This window comes from Streptomyces sp. NPDC051105 (assembly GCF_040682795.1).
In the GTDB taxonomy this organism is placed as follows: domain Bacteria; phylum Actinomycetota; class Actinomycetes; order Streptomycetales; family Streptomycetaceae; genus Streptomyces.
The window spans coordinates 55,650-73,153 of sequence record NZ_JBFBBR010000014.1; the positions used below are offsets into that span (position 1 = coordinate 55,650).

A 17,504-nucleotide genomic window follows, 5' to 3' on the forward strand; every position below is an offset into this window, starting at 1 on the left:
GAGGTTGTTCGTCCGCCGTCGTCCGTCACGTGCGCAGCCTATGTTGTACCGCCGGTAACTTTCCTCCGTCCGGGGCCTACCCAGCAGTACGGAGCTGCTTTACAGTCCCATCGTGCCAGTGTTCACTGGCGTAATCACGGGCGAGGTGTGGAGGCTCCGGGATGGCCCAGCACGAGCATGTACGGGTGGCGGTGATCGGGTCCGGGTTCGGCGGGCTGGGCGCGGCCGTGCGGTTGCGCAGGGAGGGGATCACCGACTTCGTGGTCCTGGAGCGGGCCGGCAGCGTCGGCGGTACCTGGCGGGACAACAGCTACCCGGGGTGCGCCTGCGACGTGCCCTCCCACCTGTACTCCTTCTCCTTCGCGCCCAATCCCGACTGGCCGCGCACCTTCTCCGGGCAGGAGCACATCCGCGCCTATCTGGAGCACGTCGCCGACGTGTTCGGGCTCCGGCCCCACCTCCGCTTCGACGCCGAGGTGAAGAGGATGACCTGGGACGCGGAGGCGCTGCGCTGGGAGATCGAGACCGCCGCCGGCGCCTTCTCCGCCGACGTCGTCGTCTCCGCCACCGGGCCGCTGTCCGACCCGAAGATCCCCGATATCCCGGGGCTGGACTCCTTCCCCGGCAAGGTCTTCCACTCGGCCCGCTGGGACCACGACTACGACCTGCGCGGCAAGCGGGTCGCCATGGTCGGCACCGGCGCCTCCGCGATCCAGATCGTGCCCGCCGTCCAGCCCGAGGTCGCCCACCTCACCCTCTTCCAGCGCACCCCGCCGTGGGTGATGCCCCGCGTCGACCGGGCCATCAGCGCCGCCGAGCGCCGGCTGCACCGGGCGCTGCCCTTCACCACCCAGGCCCGGCGCGGCCTCCTGTGGGGCATCCGGGAACTGCAGGTCCAGGCGTTCACCAAGCGGCCCGACGAACTCGGCCTGGTGGAGAGCCTCGCCAAGCGCAACATGGCCCGCGCGATCAAGGACCCCGCGCTGCGCGCCAGGCTCACCCCGGACTACCGCATCGGCTGCAAGCGGATCCTGCTGTCCAGCACCTACTATCCGGCGCTGGCGCGGCCCAACGTGGACGTGGTGGCGAGCGGGCTCAGCGAGATCCGCGGATCGACGGTGGTCGCCGCCGACGGCAGCAGCGCCGAGGTCGACGCGATCATCTTCGGCACCGGCTTCCACGTCACCGACATGCCCATCGCCGAGCGAGTCGTCGGCGCCGACGGGCGGACCCTCGCGGAGGCATGGAAGGGCGGCATGGAGGCGCTGCGCGGTGCCGCTGCCGCCGGGTTCCCCAACTGGATGACGATCATCGGGCCCAACACCGGCCTCGGGAACTCCTCCATGATCCTCATGATCGAGTCCCAGCTGAACTACATGGCCGACTATCTGCGCCAGCTCCGTGTCCTCGGGGGGCGTGCGGCTCTCGACGCGCGCCCCGCCGCCGTGGCCGCCTGGAACCACAAGGTCCAGGAACGCATGCGGCGCACGGTGTGGAACACCGGCGGCTGCACCAGCTGGTACCTGGACGCGAGCGGCCGCAACACCACCATCTGGCCCGGCACCACGACGGAGTTCCGGCGCGCGACCCAGCGGGTGGATCTCGCGGAGTACGAGGTGGTCCGCGCGCCGCTGACCAGCGGTGCGGACGGCGCGCACGGCGCCAAGTCCGGTGCGGAGGTGGGCGCGTGAGCCGGCCCACCCACGTGACCACCGGGCCGTACGCCCCGCCCGCGCCCGCGCGCGAACTCACCGCCGTCTCCGCCGACGGCGCGCACCTGCACGTCGAAATGCACGGCCCCGAGAACGCGCCCCCCGTCGTCCTCGCCCATGGCTGGACCTGCTCGACCGCCTTCTGGGCGGCGCAGATACGGGACCTGGCCGCCGACCACCGGGTCATCGCGTACGACCAGAGAGGGCACGGGCGCAGTCCCGCGAGCCCCGCGTGCACCACCCAGGCGCTGGCGGACGACCTCGAAGCGGTCCTCGCGCACACGCTCGCACGCGGGGAGCGGGCCGTGATCGTCGGGCACTCCATGGGCGGCATGAGCGTCATGGCGGCCTCCGCGCGTCCGCGCTTCCGCGAGCACGCCGCCGCGGTTCTGTTGTGCAGCACCGGCAGTTCGAGGCTGGTCGCGGAGGCGCGCGTCATACCGTTGCGCGCCGGGGCGGTGCGCGCATGGCTCACGGCGCACGTCCTGGCCTCGCGCGCCCCGCTCGGGCCGGTCACGCCCGTCGCCCGGAGCATCCTCAAGTACGCCACCATGGGCGCCGGTTCCGCCCCGCACATGGTGGAAGCGTGCGCGCGGATCGTGCACGCCTGCCCGCGCGCCGTGCGCCATGCCTGGGCGCTCGTCCTCGCGCGTCTCGACCTTGACGTCGGCGTACGGGAGCTGCGCGCGCCCACGGCGGTCATCAGCGGCGCGTCCGACCGGCTCACGCCCCCTCTGCACGCCCGCGCGCTGGCCGCAGCGCTGCCGCACTCCCTCGGTCTCACCGAGCTGCCCGGCATAGGTCACATGACTCCGGTCGAGGCGCCGGAACTGGTCAACGAAAAGATCCGGGAACTGGTCACCGCGTATGCGACGGACACCCCCGGCCGAGCCGGCGCCGAGGCGTCCGAGCGGATCAAGGAGGGCTCATGAGCAGGGTCGGTCTCGAAGGACAGGTCGCCGTCGTCACCGGAGCGGCGCGCGGGGTCGGTGAGTTGCTCGCCCGCAAGCTTTCCGCGCGCGGGGCGAAGGTCGCGCTGGTCGGGCTGGAGGAGGAGGCGCTCAAGGAGGTCTCCGGGAGGCTGCACACCGACAGTGCGTACTGGTACGCCGACGTCACCGATCACGAGGCGATGAGCCGGGTGGCGCGGGAGGTCAAGGAACGGTTCGGGAAGGCCGACATCGTGGTGGCCAACGCCGGGGTGGCGAACGGCGGTCCGTTCGCCGAGTCGGATCCCGAGGCCTGGCGGCGGGTGATCGAGGTCAACCTGATCGGCTCGGCGGTGACGGCACGCGCGTTCCTGCCGGTGCTCACGGAGAGCCGGGGCTATCTGCTGCAGGTGGCGTCGCTGGCCGCGATCACGCCGGCGCCCATGATGACGGCGTACTGCGCGTCCAAGGCGGGCGTGGAGGCGTACGCGCACAGTCTGCGCGCCGAGGTCGGCCACCAGGGGGTGCGCGTCGGGGTCGCGTATCTGTCCTGGACGGACACCGACATGGTGCGCGGCGCCGACCAGGACGAGGTGATGCGGGAGCTGCGGCAGCGGCTGCCGTGGCCGTCGAACAAGACGTATCCGCTGGGCCCCGCGGTGGACCGCATCGTGGCCGGGATCGAGCGGCGCTCGGCACATGTGTACGGGCAGTGGTGGCTCCGGGGGATGCAGGGCGTCCGCGGGTACCTGCCGGCGCTGATCGGGACGGTCGGGCAGCGCGAGATGAAGCGGTTCGCGCCCCGCTTGCAGGGCATCCGCACCGGGCTCGTCGGCGCAGGTGGGGCGGCTGATGAGGAGGCGCGCGCTACGCACCGTCATTGATCGAAATGCGGACTGTAGCGCCCCGTGTGAGTCTGGTCGAGGCCCCACCGATGGGCCAATCCCCCTCACCCACCACGGGAGTGAACCCACATGGGTATGAAGGACAAGGCCGGCAAGACGCAGGGTCAGGCCAAGCAGAAGATGCGCGAAGGCCAGGAACAGGCCAAGCAGCACGGTCATCAGCAGACGCAGGAGCCCGGCCGGCAGACGACGCAGGAGCGTGGCCGCCAGACCACGCAGCAGCGTGGCCAGCAGGCGACGCAGGAGCGTGGCCAGCAGATGCGTGAGCGCGGTCGCCAGAACATGGACGACACCGAGCAGGAGATGCAGGACCGGTTCAACCAGGACTACGACGCCTAGTCGTTGTACTGGCTCGGCCGAAGTGTGTGGGGCGCCCTTCGTCTCGGAGGGCGCCCTGCGTTTGCGGACGCCCTGCCTTTGCGGGCGCCTTAGGGAGCCGTCGGCCGCGGGGGCAGCTTCGGGCGGGATCTGTCCGGGGTCTCGCTGTAGTCCGGGGGGAGTGCCGCCGGGTGGTCGGTCAGCAGGTCCAGGGCCAGTTGGATCGCGTAGTCCATCTCGACGTGACGGCCCTCCGCCCAGTCCAGCGGGGTGCGCAGGACCTCCACGTCGGGGGCGACGCCGTGGTTCTCGACGGACCAGCCGTAGTCCTCGAACCAGGCCGCGTTCATCGGCACCGTGATCACCGTGCCGTCGCCCAGCCGGTGCCGCCCGGTCATGCCGACGACCCCGCCCCAGGTGCGCTGCCCGACGACCGGGCCGAGCCGCAGCAGCTTGATCGCCGCCGTGATCATGTCACCGTCGGAGGAGGTCGCCTCGTCGGTGAGTGCGACGATCGGGCCGCGCGGCGCGTTGGAGGCGTACGACACCGGCTGGGCGTCCCTCGTCAGGTCCCAGCCGAGGATGGTCCGGGTGAGTTTCTCGACGACGAGTTCGCTGATGTGGCCGCCCGCGTTGCCGCGCACGTCGACGATGAGCGCGGGCCGCGAGACCTCCATGCGCAGATCGCGGTTGAACTGGGCCCAGCCCGAGCCGCCCATGTCCGGGATGTGCAGATAGCCGCACCTGCCACCGCTCGACTCCCGTACCACCGCACGGCGTTTGGCCACCCAGTCCTGGTAACGCAGCGGCCGCTCGTTGATCAGCGGGAGGACGGCGACCCGGCGCGGTGGCCCCGGCTCGCCGTCGCCCGGCACGAAGGTCAGCTCCACCGTCGTACCGCCCGCTCCCGCGAGCAGCGGATACGGGCCGGTCACCGGATCCACCGGCCTGCCGTCCACGTGCGTGAGCACCGCCCCCTCCCGGATCCCCGTGCCCGCCAGCGGTGACCGCGCCTTGGAGTCGGAGGAGTCGCCGGGCAGGATCCGCTTGACCGTCCAGCCGCCGTCCCGGCGTACGAAGTCGGTGCCGAGCAGGCCCTGGAAACGCTGGTAGTGCGGTGGGCCCTCGTTGCGGCGGGCGGGGGAGACATAGGCGTGCGAGGTGCCCAGTTCACCGAGGACCTCGCGCAGGAGGTCGGCGAACTCGTCGGGGGAGGCGACCCGTTCGACCAGCGGACGGTACTGGTCGAGGACCCCGTCCCAGTCGATGCCGCACATCTCGGGGTCCCAGAAGTAGTCGCGGATGAGGCGGCCGGCCTCGGCGTACGCCTGCCGCCACTCGGCGGGCGGATCGACCTGGTGCAGGATGCGGCGCAGATCGATCCAGACGGTCGAGTCGGCGTCGCCGGACTCGGTCGACGGCACGGCCCGCAACTCGCCCTCGTCGACCACGACCAGTCGGCTGCCGTCGCCGCTGACCGTGAACCAGTCCAGGTGGTCCACGAGTTCGGACTTCTTCGCCTTGCTGATGTTGAAGTACTCCAGGGTCGGCCGGCCGCTGGTGTCCGCGGGGTTGACGAAGGTCTCGCCCAGCGCACCCGAGATCGGCCAGCGCAGCCAGACCAGACCGCCGCCCGCGACCGGGTACAGCGCCGAGTACTTGGAGGCGGTGACCGGGAAGGGGGTCACCCGGCTCTCCAGTCCCTCCACCTCGACCGTGACCGTGCCGCCCTCGCCGGGCTCCTCGTCCTCGACGAGGTCCAGACCGCCCGCCGCGGGTCGCCCGTCGGGGCTGAGGGCGAAGGGGGAGGGGGTCGCCGACGAGAGCGGGACCAGGTACGGGCGGCAGCCGAGCGGGAAGGACAGGTCGCCGGTGTGCACGTCGTACACCGGGTCGAAACCGCGCCAGGACAGGAACGCGAGATAGCGGCCGTCGCGGGTGAAGACGGGGTTCTCGTCCTCGAAGCGGCCGTTGGTGACGTCGATGACGAGCCGGTCGCTGATGCGGGCCAGCTTGATCTGCCGCAGGGAACGGCCGATCCCTGGATGCGACCAGGTCAACCATGACCCGTCCGGTGAGAAGGCCAGATCACGGACCGGACCATTGATCGACTGGATCAACTCGGTGACCACGCCGTCGGGGACTTCACCGTCAACGGAATCAACGCCGGCAGGGGCAGCGGCATCAACATCGTCAATACCGTCAACGGAATCAACAGGCCCAGCGGAATCAACCAAGCCGGCTGGATCGGTGGAATCGGCATCAGCAGCATGGACGGCATCAGCGGCATTGACGGCATCAGCGGCATTGACGGCATCAGCAGCATGGACGGTATCGGCGGCGTCGACCGGTTCAACAGATGTCTCGACGCCCTCAACGTCCTCGGTCACGTCGATGAGCAGCAGTCGCCCGTCGTGCGCCGCCACCGCCAGCCGCTCGCCCAGCGGGTCGGACACCAGTTCAAGGACCCGGCCCAGCATGCCGGAAGCCAGTCGGCGCGGTGGGCGGTCGCCGCTCGCCCGGGGCAGGTGGGCGATCTCGATCGCGTCCTCGCCGCCCGCGTCCGTGACGTACGCGATCTGCCCGGTCGAGCCGAGCATCTCCGGGAGCCGCACCCGTACCCCCGGCGTGTCGGCGATGGTGCGCGCCGGGCCGTCGCGGTGGGTGAGCCAGTACAGGCTGCCGCGTACGACGACGGCGCTGGCCCGTCCCGTCTCGTCGACGGAGACGCCGTCGACGTGCTGGGCGGCCGGCACCTGGTAGGGGCGGCGCCCGGCGCGCGGCCCGGACAGCCGCACGTCCACTCTGCGCGGCGCCGAGTCCGGGCCGAGGTCGTCGACGAGCCACAGGTCGCCCGCGCACTGGTACACCACCCGGGTGCCGTCGCTGGCGGCGTACCGGGCGTAGAAGGCGTCGTGGTCGGTGTGGCGGCGCAGGTCGGAGCCGTCGTAGGCGCACGAGTAGAGGTTGCCGACGCCCTCGTGGTCGGAGAGGAAGGCGATCCGGCCGGCGACGAACATCGGGGAGTGCAGATGACCGCCGATGCCGGGGAGCAGCCGCTGCCCGTGCAGCCAGAGCCGGCCCATGGCACCGCCCCGGTAGCGTTTCCAGCCGGCCGGTTCGTGCGGTGGGGTGCCGGTGAGCAGCAGGGTCCTGCGCCCGCCCTCGATGTCGGCGACCTGGATGTCGGAGACCGGCCCCCAGGGCAGCTTGCGGCCGGGGTCGCCATCGGGGGACACCTTGTAGGCCCAGGTGAAGTAGGAGAACGGCTGCCCCTGGGAGGCCACCGCGAGAATGTCGCCCTCCGGGGTCCAGCCGCACACCTGGGTGTCGGCGCTGCCCCAGTACGTCAGCTGCCGCCCGGGCCCGCCGTCCACGTCGGCCAGGTGGATCTCGGGCACCAGGCTGCGCCAGCTCGTGTAAGCGACCTGACGGCCGTCCGGCGAGAAGCGCGGATGGCCGACCTTGGTGCGGTCGACGGTGAGCCGCCAGGCGCGGCCCGGGGCGTCCAGCGAGGTCAGCCAGAGGTCGTCCTCGGCCACGAAGCACAACAGGTCACCGTGGAGATGCGGCATGCGCAGATAGCTCACCTCCCCATGCTTTTCCGGGTGCAGGGGCCCAGCAACTCGTGCGGCACGCGCGCGTGGCCGACGAGCGTGAGACAGCACACGTACGAAACGGTTTCGTTTCTCTATCTCCCGGGGTATCTTCAACATGTACGCATTGAGGTGCCGACGGAACAGGGAAGGGTGAGTGGCATGACTGAGGTCGCAACGGCGCGTCGCAGTCGGATCACGCCCGAGCGTGAGGCAGAGCTGTACGAGGCCGTGCTCGACCTGCTCCGTGAGGTCGGCTACGACGCCCTCACCATGGACGCCGTCGCCGCCCGCACCAAGTCCAGCAAGGCCACCCTTTACCGCCAGTGGGGCGGGAAGGCCGAACTGGTGGCCAAGGCGGTCCGGTACCAGAAGCCGGGCAGCGCGTTCGACGAGATCGACACCGGGTCGCTCCGCGGCGACCTGCACGCCCTCACGATGCGCTCGGACGACTGCGAGATGGAGCAGAACTCCGCGCTGATGCGCGCGCTCGCCCTGGCGGTCCATGGCAACCCGGACCTCCTGAAGGCGTTCAAGGAGCATCTGATCGAGCCCGAGATGGCCCAGTTCCGCCAAGTGCTGCAACGGGCGGTCGACCGCGGTGAGATCCGTGCGGACAACCCGGCGATCGACTTCCTGATGCACATGATGATCGGCGGATTCGCCGCCCGCACCATGATCGACGAGCAGCCGCCCACCCAGGCCTTCCTGCTGTCGTACATCGACGCCGTGGTGCTTCCCGCCCTCGGCGCACCCATCTGCTGACCCCTCCCCGCAGCCAGCCCACCTGACGTCTCCGCTCACGTCGTCGGGCCGATCACCCCTGCCACCCACCGGGTTGATCACCCCTGCCCCGAAAACCCCACGACCTGACCGGGAGTACGCCTTCGTGGCCACGTTTCTCTACAAACTGGGCCGGTTCGCCTTTCGGCGACGGCACTACGTCGCCCTCATATGGGTGGCGCTGCTGACCCTCGCCGGCGTCGCCGCCGCCTCCGCGCCCGCGGCCGGCTCCAGCTCGTTCTCGATCCCCGGCACCGAGGCCCAGAGGGCCTTCGACCTGCTGGACCAGCGCTTCCCCGGCTCCAGCTCCGACGGCGCCACCGCGCGCGTGGTTTTCAAGGCGCCGGCCGGCGAGAAGGTGACGGACAAGTTCAACAAGGCCACCGTCAAGAAGACCCTGAAGGAACTGGCCGACGGCTCGGAGGTCACCTCCGTCACCGACCCCTACAAGCAGCACGCCGTCAGCAAGGACGGCACGGTCGCCTACGCCTCGGTGCGCTACGACGTCTCCGGCACGGAGCTCAAGGACTCCTCCCGCGACGCGCTGGAGGCGGCCGGCCACGACGCCCAGAAGGCCGGGCTGGCCGTAGAGGTCGGCGGGGACGCGCTCCAGTCCGGGGCCGACGCGGGAGGCGCCGGTGAGGTCATCGGTCTCGCCATCGCCGCCGTCGTCCTCGTCATCACCCTGGGCTCACTGGTCGCGGCCGGACTGCCGCTGCTGACGGCGATCATCGGCGTCGGCATCGGCGTCTCCACCATCACCGCCCTGGCCAAGGCGCTCGACCTCGGCGACACCACGTCCACCCTGGCGCTGATGATCGGTCTCGCGGTCGGCATCGACTACGCGCTGTTCATCGTCTCCCGCTACCGCGGCGAACTGGCGGAGGGCCGCGACCGCGAGGAGGCGGTCGGCCGCGCCGCCGGTACGGCAGGCTCGGCGGTGGTCTTCGCGGGCCTCACGGTCGTGATCGCGCTCGCGGGCCTCTCGGTCGTCGGCGTACCGATGCTGACGAAGATGGGCCTCGCGGCGGCGGGCACGGTCGTGGTCTCCGTCCTCATCGCGCTGACCATGATCCCGGCGATGCTCGGCTACGCGGGCCGGCGGGTCAGGGCCGCGGGCGAGAAGCGCCGGACGCACGCCCATGCCGGCCGGCAGGACAAGCCCGGCCTGGGCGCCCGCTGGGCGAGCTTCGTGGTCCGCCGCCCGGCGGCCGTGCTGCTGCTCGGCGTGGTCGGACTGGGCGCGATCGCCCTCCCGGCCACCCAGCTCGAACTGGGCCTGCCCGACGACGGCTCGCAGCCCACGTCCACGACCCAGCGCCGGGCCTACGACCTGCTGTCGGAGGGCTTCGGTCCCGGCTTCAACGGGCCCCTCATGATCGTGGTCGACGCCAAGGGCAGTGACGCCCCCAAGGCCGCGGCCACCAAGGTGGCCGACGACATCAAGGGCCTCAAGGACGTCGTGACGGTGACCCCGGCGACGTTCAACAAGGCCGGCGACACCGCGACGATCACGGTGATCCCGGACTCCAAGCCGTCCTCGGTGCAGACCGAGGACCTGGTGCACGCCATCCGCGACCAGGGCGCCGACGTCAAGGCCGACACCGGCGCGCGGGTCCTGGTCACCGGCACCACCGCGATGAACATCGACTTCTCGCAGAAGCTCAACGACGCGCTGATCCCGTACCTGGCGCTGGTGGTCGGCCTCGCCTTCCTCCTCCTGATCGCGGTCTTCCGCTCCATCCTGGTCCCGCTGAAGGCGGCCCTCGGCTTCCTGCTCAGTGTGCTCGCCGCGCTCGGCGCCGTCGTCGCGGTCTTCCAGTGGGGCTGGCTCGGCGGCCTGCTCGGCGTCGAGCAGACCGGCCCGATCATGTCGATGATGCCGATCTTCATGGTGGGCGTGGTCTTCGGCCTCGCCATGGACTACGAGGTGTTCCTCGTGACCCGGATGCGGGAGGCGTATGTCCACGGCGAGACGCCAGGCCAGGCCGTGGTGACCGGCTTCCGGCACAGCGCGCGGGTCGTGGCCGCCGCGGCGGTCATCATGATCTCCGTCTTCAGCGGCTTCATCACCTCCAGCGAGTCCATGATCAAGATGATCGGCTTCGGCCTGGCCATCGCCGTCTTCTTCGACGCGTTCGTCGTCCGCATGGCGATCGTCCCGGCGGTGCTCGCCCTGCTCGGCAAGCGCGCCTGGTGGCTGCCGAAGTGGCTGGACCGGGCGCTGCCCAACGTCGACGTCGAGGGCGAGGGCCTGCGCGCCCTGTCCGGCAAGGACGCCGGCAAGGACGACGAGGACCGGGAGCTCGTACGCGTCTGACGTACGGCTCGTGACAGACCGCCGGTGAGGGTCCGTGGGGACGGGGCGCCCTCACCGGCTTCCTCGTGCCGTGACCGCCCCGGCGCCGCGCCCCGCGTTAACCACTCGCCGTCACTTCCCCGGCTTGGCTAGCGTGCCCCCATGACGACGACAGCCGCCACTGACGCCGACGCCCAGGGCTCCGGTGCCCATCCTCGTTTCGCCGCCGCCCTGGAGGAGCTGCGCCTCGGGGAACTGACCTCGCGGATCCGGCGGTTCCCGGACGCGACCCGTACCGCGGCCGAGGCCGCCGCCGCGGTCGGGTGCGAGCTGAGCGAGATCTGCAAGTCACTGATCTTCGCGGCCGACGGGGTGCCGGTGCTGGTGCTGATGGACGGCGCCTCCCGGGTCGACGTGGAACTGGTCCGCAAGGAACTCGGCGCCGGGAAGGTGACCCGGGCCAAGGCGGACGTCGTACGCGAGACGACCGGGTACGCCATCGGCGGCGTGCCGCCCTTCGGGCACCGGACACACACGCGCGTGCTCGCCGACCGGGCACTGCTGCGGCACGACCTGGTGTGGGCCGCGGCCGGCAACCCCCACGCCGTCTTCCCGATCGCGCCCGCCGCCCTGGTGGAGCACGCCGGCGCCACCGTCGTGGACGTGCGCGAGCCCACCGCGTGACCCCACTGGTCACCGCGGCCGTCCTGCTCGCCGCGGTCACGCACGCCAGTTGGAACGCCATCGCCCACCGGATCACCGACAAACTCGTCGGCTCCTCGCTGATCGCCGGCGGAGGCGTGCTGATCGGGCTGCTGCTGATGCCGTTCAGCACCGCACCGGCGGCCGGCGCATGGCCGTACCTGATCGCCTCCGCGGTCGTCCATGTCGCCTACTTCGCGCTGCTGATGCTCTCCTTCCGGCTCGGGGACTTCGGGCAGGCGTACCCGATCGCGCGCGGCACCGCCCCGCTGCTGGTGACGCTGTTCGCCGCCGTGTTCGCGCACGAGGTGCCCGACGCCCCGGCGGCCGCGGGCATCGCCGTGTCCTGCGCCGGGCTCACCGGGGTCGCCCTGTGCGGCCTGCGCGGCCGCCGCCCCGACTGGACGGCGATCGGGGCCGCCCTCGCCACCGGCCTGACGATCGCCGCGTACACCGTCCTGGACGGCCTCGGGGTCCGGGCCTCGGGATCCTCCGTGGGCTACATCGCCTGGCTGATGGCCCTGCAAGGGCTCGTGATCCCGGCGTACGCCCTGTACCGCAGACGCGGCGAACTGCTCACCGCGGCCCGCCCGTTCGCGGCCCTGGGGCTGTTCGGCGCCCTGCTGTCCGTCTTCGCCTACGGACTGGTCCTGTGGGCACAGACCCGCGCCGAGCTGGCACCGGTCGCCGCGTTGCGCGAGTCGTCGATCATCGTCGGGGCGGCCATCGGAGCGGTCTTCTTCAAGGAGCGTTTCGGGGCGCCCAGGATCGCGGCGGCCGGTCTGGTGGTCGTCGGGATCGGGCTGATGCTGCACGCCGGGTAGTGCGTCAGTTCACCGGACTTGCCGTTGCCTTGACGAACCGTTCCTCGAACGTTCAACCGACCACCTGTGCCCGGGTTGTGTGTTCTCCATAAAGTCCCTGCGGGTTGCGGAAGAAGGGACGCATGGGACTCATGGACACACTTCACGCTGTCCGGGCCCGCGGGATCACCAAGTGCTTCGGTGACGTCGTGGCACTGGACGCCGTGGACCTCGACGTGACGCAAGGTCAGATCCATGGCCTGGTCGGGCCGAACGGCGCCGGTAAGACGACCCTGCTCGGGCTGCTGCTGGGGCTGGCCGTCGCCGACGGCGGCCGGCTGGAGATCCTGGGCACCCCGGTCGAGCGGGCGCTCGCCGCCCCCGACGGCGTCGCCGGCTTCGTGGACGCGCCCGGTCTCTACCCCTCGCTGACCGCCCGGCAGAACCTCGCCGCGCTGGCCGCGCTGCGCGGTCTCGGCACCGGGCCCGCGGGGACCACGAAGACCGCGGGGACCGCGAAGACCGCGGGGACCGCGAAGACCGCGGGAACCACGGGTGTCGACGACGTGCTCGCCGAGGTCGGGCTCACCGATGTCGCCGACGACAAGACCCGCGGTTTCTCCCTCGGCATGCGCCAGCGGCTCGGGCTCGCCGCCGCCCTGCTCACCCGGCCCCGGCTGCTCGTGCTCGACGAGCCAGCCAACGGCCTCGACCCGGCCGGCAAGAGACATGTGCACGGCGTCCTCAGCCGGCTCGCCGCCGACGGCACCGCCGTGGTGCTCTCCAGCCACCGGATGGACGACCTGGAGGCGCTGTGCTCCGAGGTCACCATCCTCGCCACCGGCCGCGTCGTCTTCTCCGGCCCCCTGACCAAGCTGGCCGCCGAGAACCGCGAACTCGACTACCGGCTGCGCACCTCAGACACCGAGACCGCGCGCCGGCTGGCCGCGGACGTGGCCGGGATCCGGATCGTCGACGACACCGGCCTCGGCCTGCGGAAGGACCCCGACGTGCTGGTCGTACGCGCCCTGGTGGCCGCCCTCGACGAACTCGTCACGGAGGTCGTGCGGTCGGGTGTCGCGGTGCGCGAACTCGCCCCCGTCGTATCGCCCCTCGAAGCCGCGTTCCTCGCCCTCACCGAGCATCAGGAGGCCGGACGATGACCGCGACCACCCCCACCGACCCCACCGCCACCGACCCCACCGCCACCGACCCCACCGCCACCGACCCCACCGCCTCCGTCCTCACCGAACCCGCCGACGCCCGTCGTGTCCCGGTCTCGCGCGGGTACCGCTTCGAGCTGGTGAAGCTGGTCTCGCAGTGGCGGATCCGGCTGCTGGTGCTCGCCTGCTGGATCGCGCCGGGGCTGTTCGTCGCCGGGGTCAGCCAGCAGAGCACGCTGCCCGCCGACACACTCTTCGGGCGCTGGATGCACGCGACCGGGTGGGCCGGGCCGCTGGTGATACTGGGTTTCGCGGGCACCTGGGCGCTCCCGCTGCTGACGTCGGTGGTCGCCGGTGACGTGTTCGCCGCCGAGGACCGGCTCGGCACCTGGCGCCATCTGCTGGTGGCGGTCCGCTCACCCGCGCGGATCTTCGTGGCGAAGACACTGGCCAGCCTCACCGTCATCCTGCTGCTGGTGGCCGGGCTGGTCGTCTCCAGCACGGTCGGCGGACTGGTGGCGGTCGGCAACCAGCCCCTGGTGGGACTGGACGGGCACCTGCTGTCGCCCGGGGACGCGGCCGGCCGGGTCCTGCTCGCCTGGCTCGCGGCCCTCGCACCGACCCTCGCGCTCGCCGCGATCGGACTGCTGGGGTCGGTCGCGCTGGGCCGCTCCCCGATGGGCCTGCTGCTGCCCCCGATCGTCGCGCTCGCGATGTCGGTCGCCCAGATGCTGCCGCTGCCCGTCGCCGTGCGCCTCGCCCTGCCCACCTACGCCTTCATCTCCTGGAACGGCCTGTTCACCAGCCCGGCCCAGCTCGCCCCGCTGCTGATCGCCGTCGCGGTCAGCCTGGTGTGGGCGGTGCTCGCGACCGTACTGGCCCATGTGCTGTTCGTGCGGCGCGACTTCACCAATCCGGCCTACGACGGTTCCGGGCGCCGCGCGATCACCCTCGGCGTGCTGCCGCTGGCCGCGCTGACCGCCGTCACCGTCGCAGTGGTCGCCGTGGCCACCCCGTCGACGGACTCCGGGATCGAGCAGGAAAAGGTCCAGAAGTCCCTCGCGACGGCCTTCGGCCACCTCTACCGGCTGCAGACCGGGCAACTGCACCGCCCCGCCGTCACCGAGGCGCAGTTGAAGGCCACGGCGGCGTGCACCAAGAGCGACGGCCGGGTCGCGCAGGAGGGCGCGGGCAACGACTGGCGTTGCGTCGTGAGCTGGCGCCTCCCCGGCGTCCCGGTCACCGGGACGGCGATCTACCAGCTCGACATCACCTCAGACGGGCGGTTCGTGGCCGACGGCGACGGTCCCAAGGAAGTCAACGGTTACTTCCTGGTGCGGACCTCGACCGGCGACGCCCCGAATCCGCTGTGGCAGTTCGACGGCAACGTCGACCTGCTTGACACCCACTGAAGGGAAACAGTTCCGTGCAGGTAACACGCCAGCGTCGGATCAGCGAGAAGAAACAGTTCAACCTCTTCGGCAGACATGTCGGCCGCCGGGCCCTGCTGGTGACGTCGGGTATCGCGGTCGCCCTCGGCGTCACGGGCACCGCGGTCGCCTCGACGTACCAGTTCGGCACCCAGCAGGTCGGCCAGACCACCGCCAACGGCCAGGTCGTCTCCGCCGACCAGTACATCAACCCCTACGGCACCCGTAGCGTCATCAACGACGGCAAGATCATGTCGTCGGTCGTCAGCCCGGACGGCACCCAGCTCGCCGCCTCGGTCGCCGACGGCGACGCCTCCCTGGTCGTCGTGGACCTGGCGACCGGTCAGGTCAAGCAGAAGATCGGCACCAGCGCGGCCGACAACCTGCGCATCAGCAGCGGCGCGGTCGGCCAGGAAGGCCCGACCTACTCGCCCGACGGCAAGCAGCTGTGGCTGGGCCAGGCCAACGGCTACACCAAGTTCACCGTCAACGCCGACGGCACCCTCGCGAGCCCCACGGCCGTACCGATCGCGGCCGCCGGGTCCAAGCAGGCGCTGGTGGGCGCGGCCGTGTTCTCCGCCGACGGCTCCACCGTGTACTCCGCGGTCAACGGCCAGAACAAGGTGGTCGCCATAGACGCGGCGACCGGGACGATCAAGCAGACCTGGGCGGTCGGCAACGCCCCGCGCGGTCTCGCGCTGGTCGGCGGCAAGCTCTACGTCAGCAACGAGGGCGGACGCCCGGCCAAGGCCGGCGACACCACCATCAACTCCTACGGCACCGACGTGGTCGCCAACCCGAAGACCGGCGCCAGCACCACCGGCACGGTCAGCGTCATCGACACCGCGGACCCGTCCGCCGCCGTCGGCACCATCGACGTCGGCCTGCACCCGACCGCCGTGTACGCGAGCAAGGGCGCGGTGTTCGTCACCAACACCGCCGACAACAGCGTGTCGGTCATCGACAGCCGCAAGGACAAGGTCGTCCAGACCATCTCCACCCAGCCGTGGCCCGAGGCCTCCGTCGGCTACGAGCCGAACGCGGTCACCCTCACCGACGACGGCCGCCTCCTGGTGACGCTCGGCCGCGCCAACGCCGTCGCCGTCTACCGCTACACCTCCGCGCAGCAGCCGGCCCGCTACGTCGGCCTGCTCCCCACGGACTACTTCCCGTCGGGGATCACCGCCGTCGGCCAGAAGATCGTCGTCGCCAACACCCGCGGCATCGACGCGCTCCGTCCCGACGCCGCCGGCCACAACACGCACGACACCACGTCGAGCCTCACCCAGTTCACGATGCCGAGCGACCAGGTCGTCAGGTCCGAGACGAACAAGTTGTTCAAGCAGAACGGCTGGACGTCCAACTCGGTCAGGACCGCGAAGAGCAACAGCCACAAGAAGGCCGTCCCGGTCCCGAAGAGGATCGGCGACCCGTCGACGATCAAGCACGTCTTCCTGCTCGTCAAGGAGAACCGCACCTACGACCAGGTCTTCGGCGACCTCCCGCAGGGAAACGGAAACTCCGCGCTCACCCAGTTCGGCGAGAACGTCACGCCGAACCAGCACGCGCTGGCCCAGCAGTTCGGGCTGTACGACAACTTCTACGACATCGGCACCAACTCCGCCGAGGGCCACAACTGGCTGATGCAGTCGGACAACCCGGAGTACACCGAGTCGTCGGCCGGCGAGTACACCCGCAGCTACGACACCGAGGACGACGTCCTCGGCCACCAGAAGACCGGGTTCATCTGGACCGGAGCGCAGGCGGCCGGCAAGTCCGTGAAGGACTTCGGCGAGTTCCAGTCGTACGAGAGCAAGCCGGCCGGTGCGACCTGGCAGAACCTGTACTGCGACAGCAAGAACATGGCCGCGACCGGCGCGCAGACCGCCTACCCCATCAAGACGGGCTCGGCGATCCCCTCCCTCAACGACGTGTCGGTACAGGGCTTCCCGCTGTTCGACCTCACCGTCCCGGACATCTACAAAGAGCAGATCTGGAAGCAGGACTTCGAGAAGAACGGCCCGGCGAACCTGAACATGTTCTGGTTCTCCAACGACCACACCGGCGGCCCGGCCAACGCCGCCGCCGAGGTCGCCGACAACGACCTCGCGGTCGGCCGCATGGTCGACGAGATCACCCACAGCAAGTACTGGAAGGACTCGGCGATCTTCGTCGTCGAGGACGACTCCCAGGCCGGCCTCGACCACGTCGACGGCCACCGCGCCCCGGTCCAGGTCATCAGCCCGTACGCCCAGCATGGCAAGGTCGACGACCACTACTACTCGCAGATCACCATGGTCCGCACCATCGAGCAGATCCTCGGCGTGCACCCGATGAACCAGCTCGACAGCGCGGCCACCCCGATGTACGGGGCGTTCACGAGCAAGGCGGACGACACGCCGTTCACGGCGGTCCCGAACCGGACCTCGCTGACCCTCGGCGTGAGCCCGCAGCCGACCTGCGGTTCGGACACCCCGGCGGCCCAGGACACCAAGGCGGCGGCCGCCCCGACGTCCGTCTCCGTCCCGGCGGCCGAGAAGACGGTCGCGGCGCAGTGGCGGACCTGGGCCTCGCACCAGCGGCTGACCGGCAAGAACGCCGTGCCGGACTACGCGAACCCCACCCAGATGAACCGTTACACCTGGTACCAGACCCACAACTGGACCAAGCCCTACCCTGGCGACAAGAAGATCTACTCGCCGAACGACGTGCCCGGCGCCTACCTCCCGTCCGCGGAGAACGACGGCTGATCCTGCCCGCTCACGTCAGGGGACCCCGGTCGGCGGACCGGGGTCCCCTGAGCGTTCCGCCGCGTCGCCGCGTCGCCGCGTCGCCGCGCCCCGGGCGAGCCGCGGGTGGGCCGC

The 17,504-nt window shown here is 71.0% G+C and carries 12 protein-coding genes; 11 read left to right on the forward strand and 1 reads right to left on the reverse strand.

All coding sequences use genetic code 11. The features are described 5' to 3' along the window. Nucleotides 1-161: 161 nt before the first annotated feature. From AB0N16_RS30160 to AB0N16_RS30175, 4 genes are all read left to right on the forward strand, one after another. Nucleotides 162-1,691, forward strand: a complete 1,530-nt coding sequence (locus AB0N16_RS30160) for an NAD(P)/FAD-dependent oxidoreductase (RefSeq protein ID WP_365802107.1) — start codon at nucleotides 162-164, stop codon at nucleotides 1,689-1,691. Further along, the gene (locus AB0N16_RS30165; protein ID WP_365802109.1) at nucleotides 1,688-2,644 is read left to right on the forward strand and encodes an alpha/beta hydrolase; all 957 of its coding nucleotides are present in this window, start codon (nucleotides 1,688-1,690) and stop codon (nucleotides 2,642-2,644) included. The genes AB0N16_RS30160 and AB0N16_RS30165 overlap by 4 nt, the downstream gene beginning before the upstream one ends. Further along, entirely contained in the window at nucleotides 2,641-3,525 is an 885-nt protein-coding gene (locus AB0N16_RS30170; protein WP_365802111.1) for an SDR family oxidoreductase, read from the forward strand. Before AB0N16_RS30165 ends, AB0N16_RS30170 begins: the two co-directional genes overlap by 4 nt. Before the next feature lie 96 nt (nucleotides 3,526-3,621). Beyond that, nucleotides 3,622-3,885 carry a hypothetical protein gene (locus tag AB0N16_RS30175; RefSeq protein ID WP_365802113.1) on the forward strand — a complete coding sequence of 88 codons (264 nt, stop codon included), beginning with the start codon at nucleotides 3,622-3,624 and terminating at the stop codon, nucleotides 3,883-3,885. Nucleotides 3,886-3,974: 89 nt separating this feature from the next. Here AB0N16_RS30175 and AB0N16_RS30180 read toward each other — a convergent pair whose 3' ends face one another. Beyond that, entirely contained in the window at nucleotides 3,975-7,439 is a 3,465-nt protein-coding gene (locus AB0N16_RS30180; protein WP_365802423.1) for a S41 family peptidase, read from the reverse strand. Nucleotides 7,440-7,622: 183 nt separating this feature from the next. Here AB0N16_RS30180 and AB0N16_RS30185 point away from each other — a divergent pair, with 183 nt between their 5' ends. The 7 genes from AB0N16_RS30185 (at nucleotide 7,623) to AB0N16_RS30215 (ending at nucleotide 17,390) form a co-directional block, all read left to right on the forward strand. Then, the gene (locus AB0N16_RS30185; protein ID WP_365802115.1) at nucleotides 7,623-8,225 is read left to right on the forward strand and encodes a TetR/AcrR family transcriptional regulator; all 603 of its coding nucleotides are present in this window, start codon (nucleotides 7,623-7,625) and stop codon (nucleotides 8,223-8,225) included. Nucleotides 8,226-8,349: 124 nt separating this feature from the next. Then, nucleotides 8,350-10,563 carry an MMPL family transporter gene (locus AB0N16_RS30190; RefSeq protein ID WP_365802117.1) on the forward strand — a complete coding sequence of 738 codons (2,214 nt, stop codon included), beginning with the start codon at nucleotides 8,350-8,352 and terminating at the stop codon, nucleotides 10,561-10,563. A 141-nt stretch (nucleotides 10,564-10,704) separates the two neighbouring features. Continuing rightward, nucleotides 10,705-11,226, forward strand: coding sequence for a YbaK/EbsC family protein (locus tag AB0N16_RS30195; RefSeq protein WP_365802119.1), 522 nt, complete (start codon nucleotides 10,705-10,707; stop codon nucleotides 11,224-11,226). After that, the gene (locus AB0N16_RS30200; protein ID WP_365802121.1) at nucleotides 11,223-12,068 is read left to right on the forward strand and encodes a DMT family transporter; all 846 of its coding nucleotides are present in this window, start codon (nucleotides 11,223-11,225) and stop codon (nucleotides 12,066-12,068) included. The genes AB0N16_RS30195 and AB0N16_RS30200 overlap by 4 nt, the downstream gene beginning before the upstream one ends. 131 nt (nucleotides 12,069-12,199) lie before the next feature. Further along, entirely contained in the window at nucleotides 12,200-13,210 is a 1,011-nt protein-coding gene (locus AB0N16_RS30205; protein ID WP_365802123.1) for an ABC transporter ATP-binding protein, read from the forward strand. Beyond that, the gene (locus AB0N16_RS30210) at nucleotides 13,207-14,622 is read left to right on the forward strand and encodes an ABC transporter permease (RefSeq protein WP_365802125.1); all 1,416 of its coding nucleotides are present in this window, start codon (nucleotides 13,207-13,209) and stop codon (nucleotides 14,620-14,622) included. The genes AB0N16_RS30205 and AB0N16_RS30210 overlap by 4 nt, the downstream gene beginning before the upstream one ends. Before the next feature lie 14 nt (nucleotides 14,623-14,636). Beyond that, complete coding sequence (locus tag AB0N16_RS30215) at nucleotides 14,637-17,390, forward strand: bifunctional YncE family protein/alkaline phosphatase family protein (RefSeq protein WP_365802127.1); 2,754 nt, start codon at nucleotides 14,637-14,639, stop codon at nucleotides 17,388-17,390. The last annotated feature ends 114 nt before the right edge of the window (nucleotides 17,391-17,504 follow it).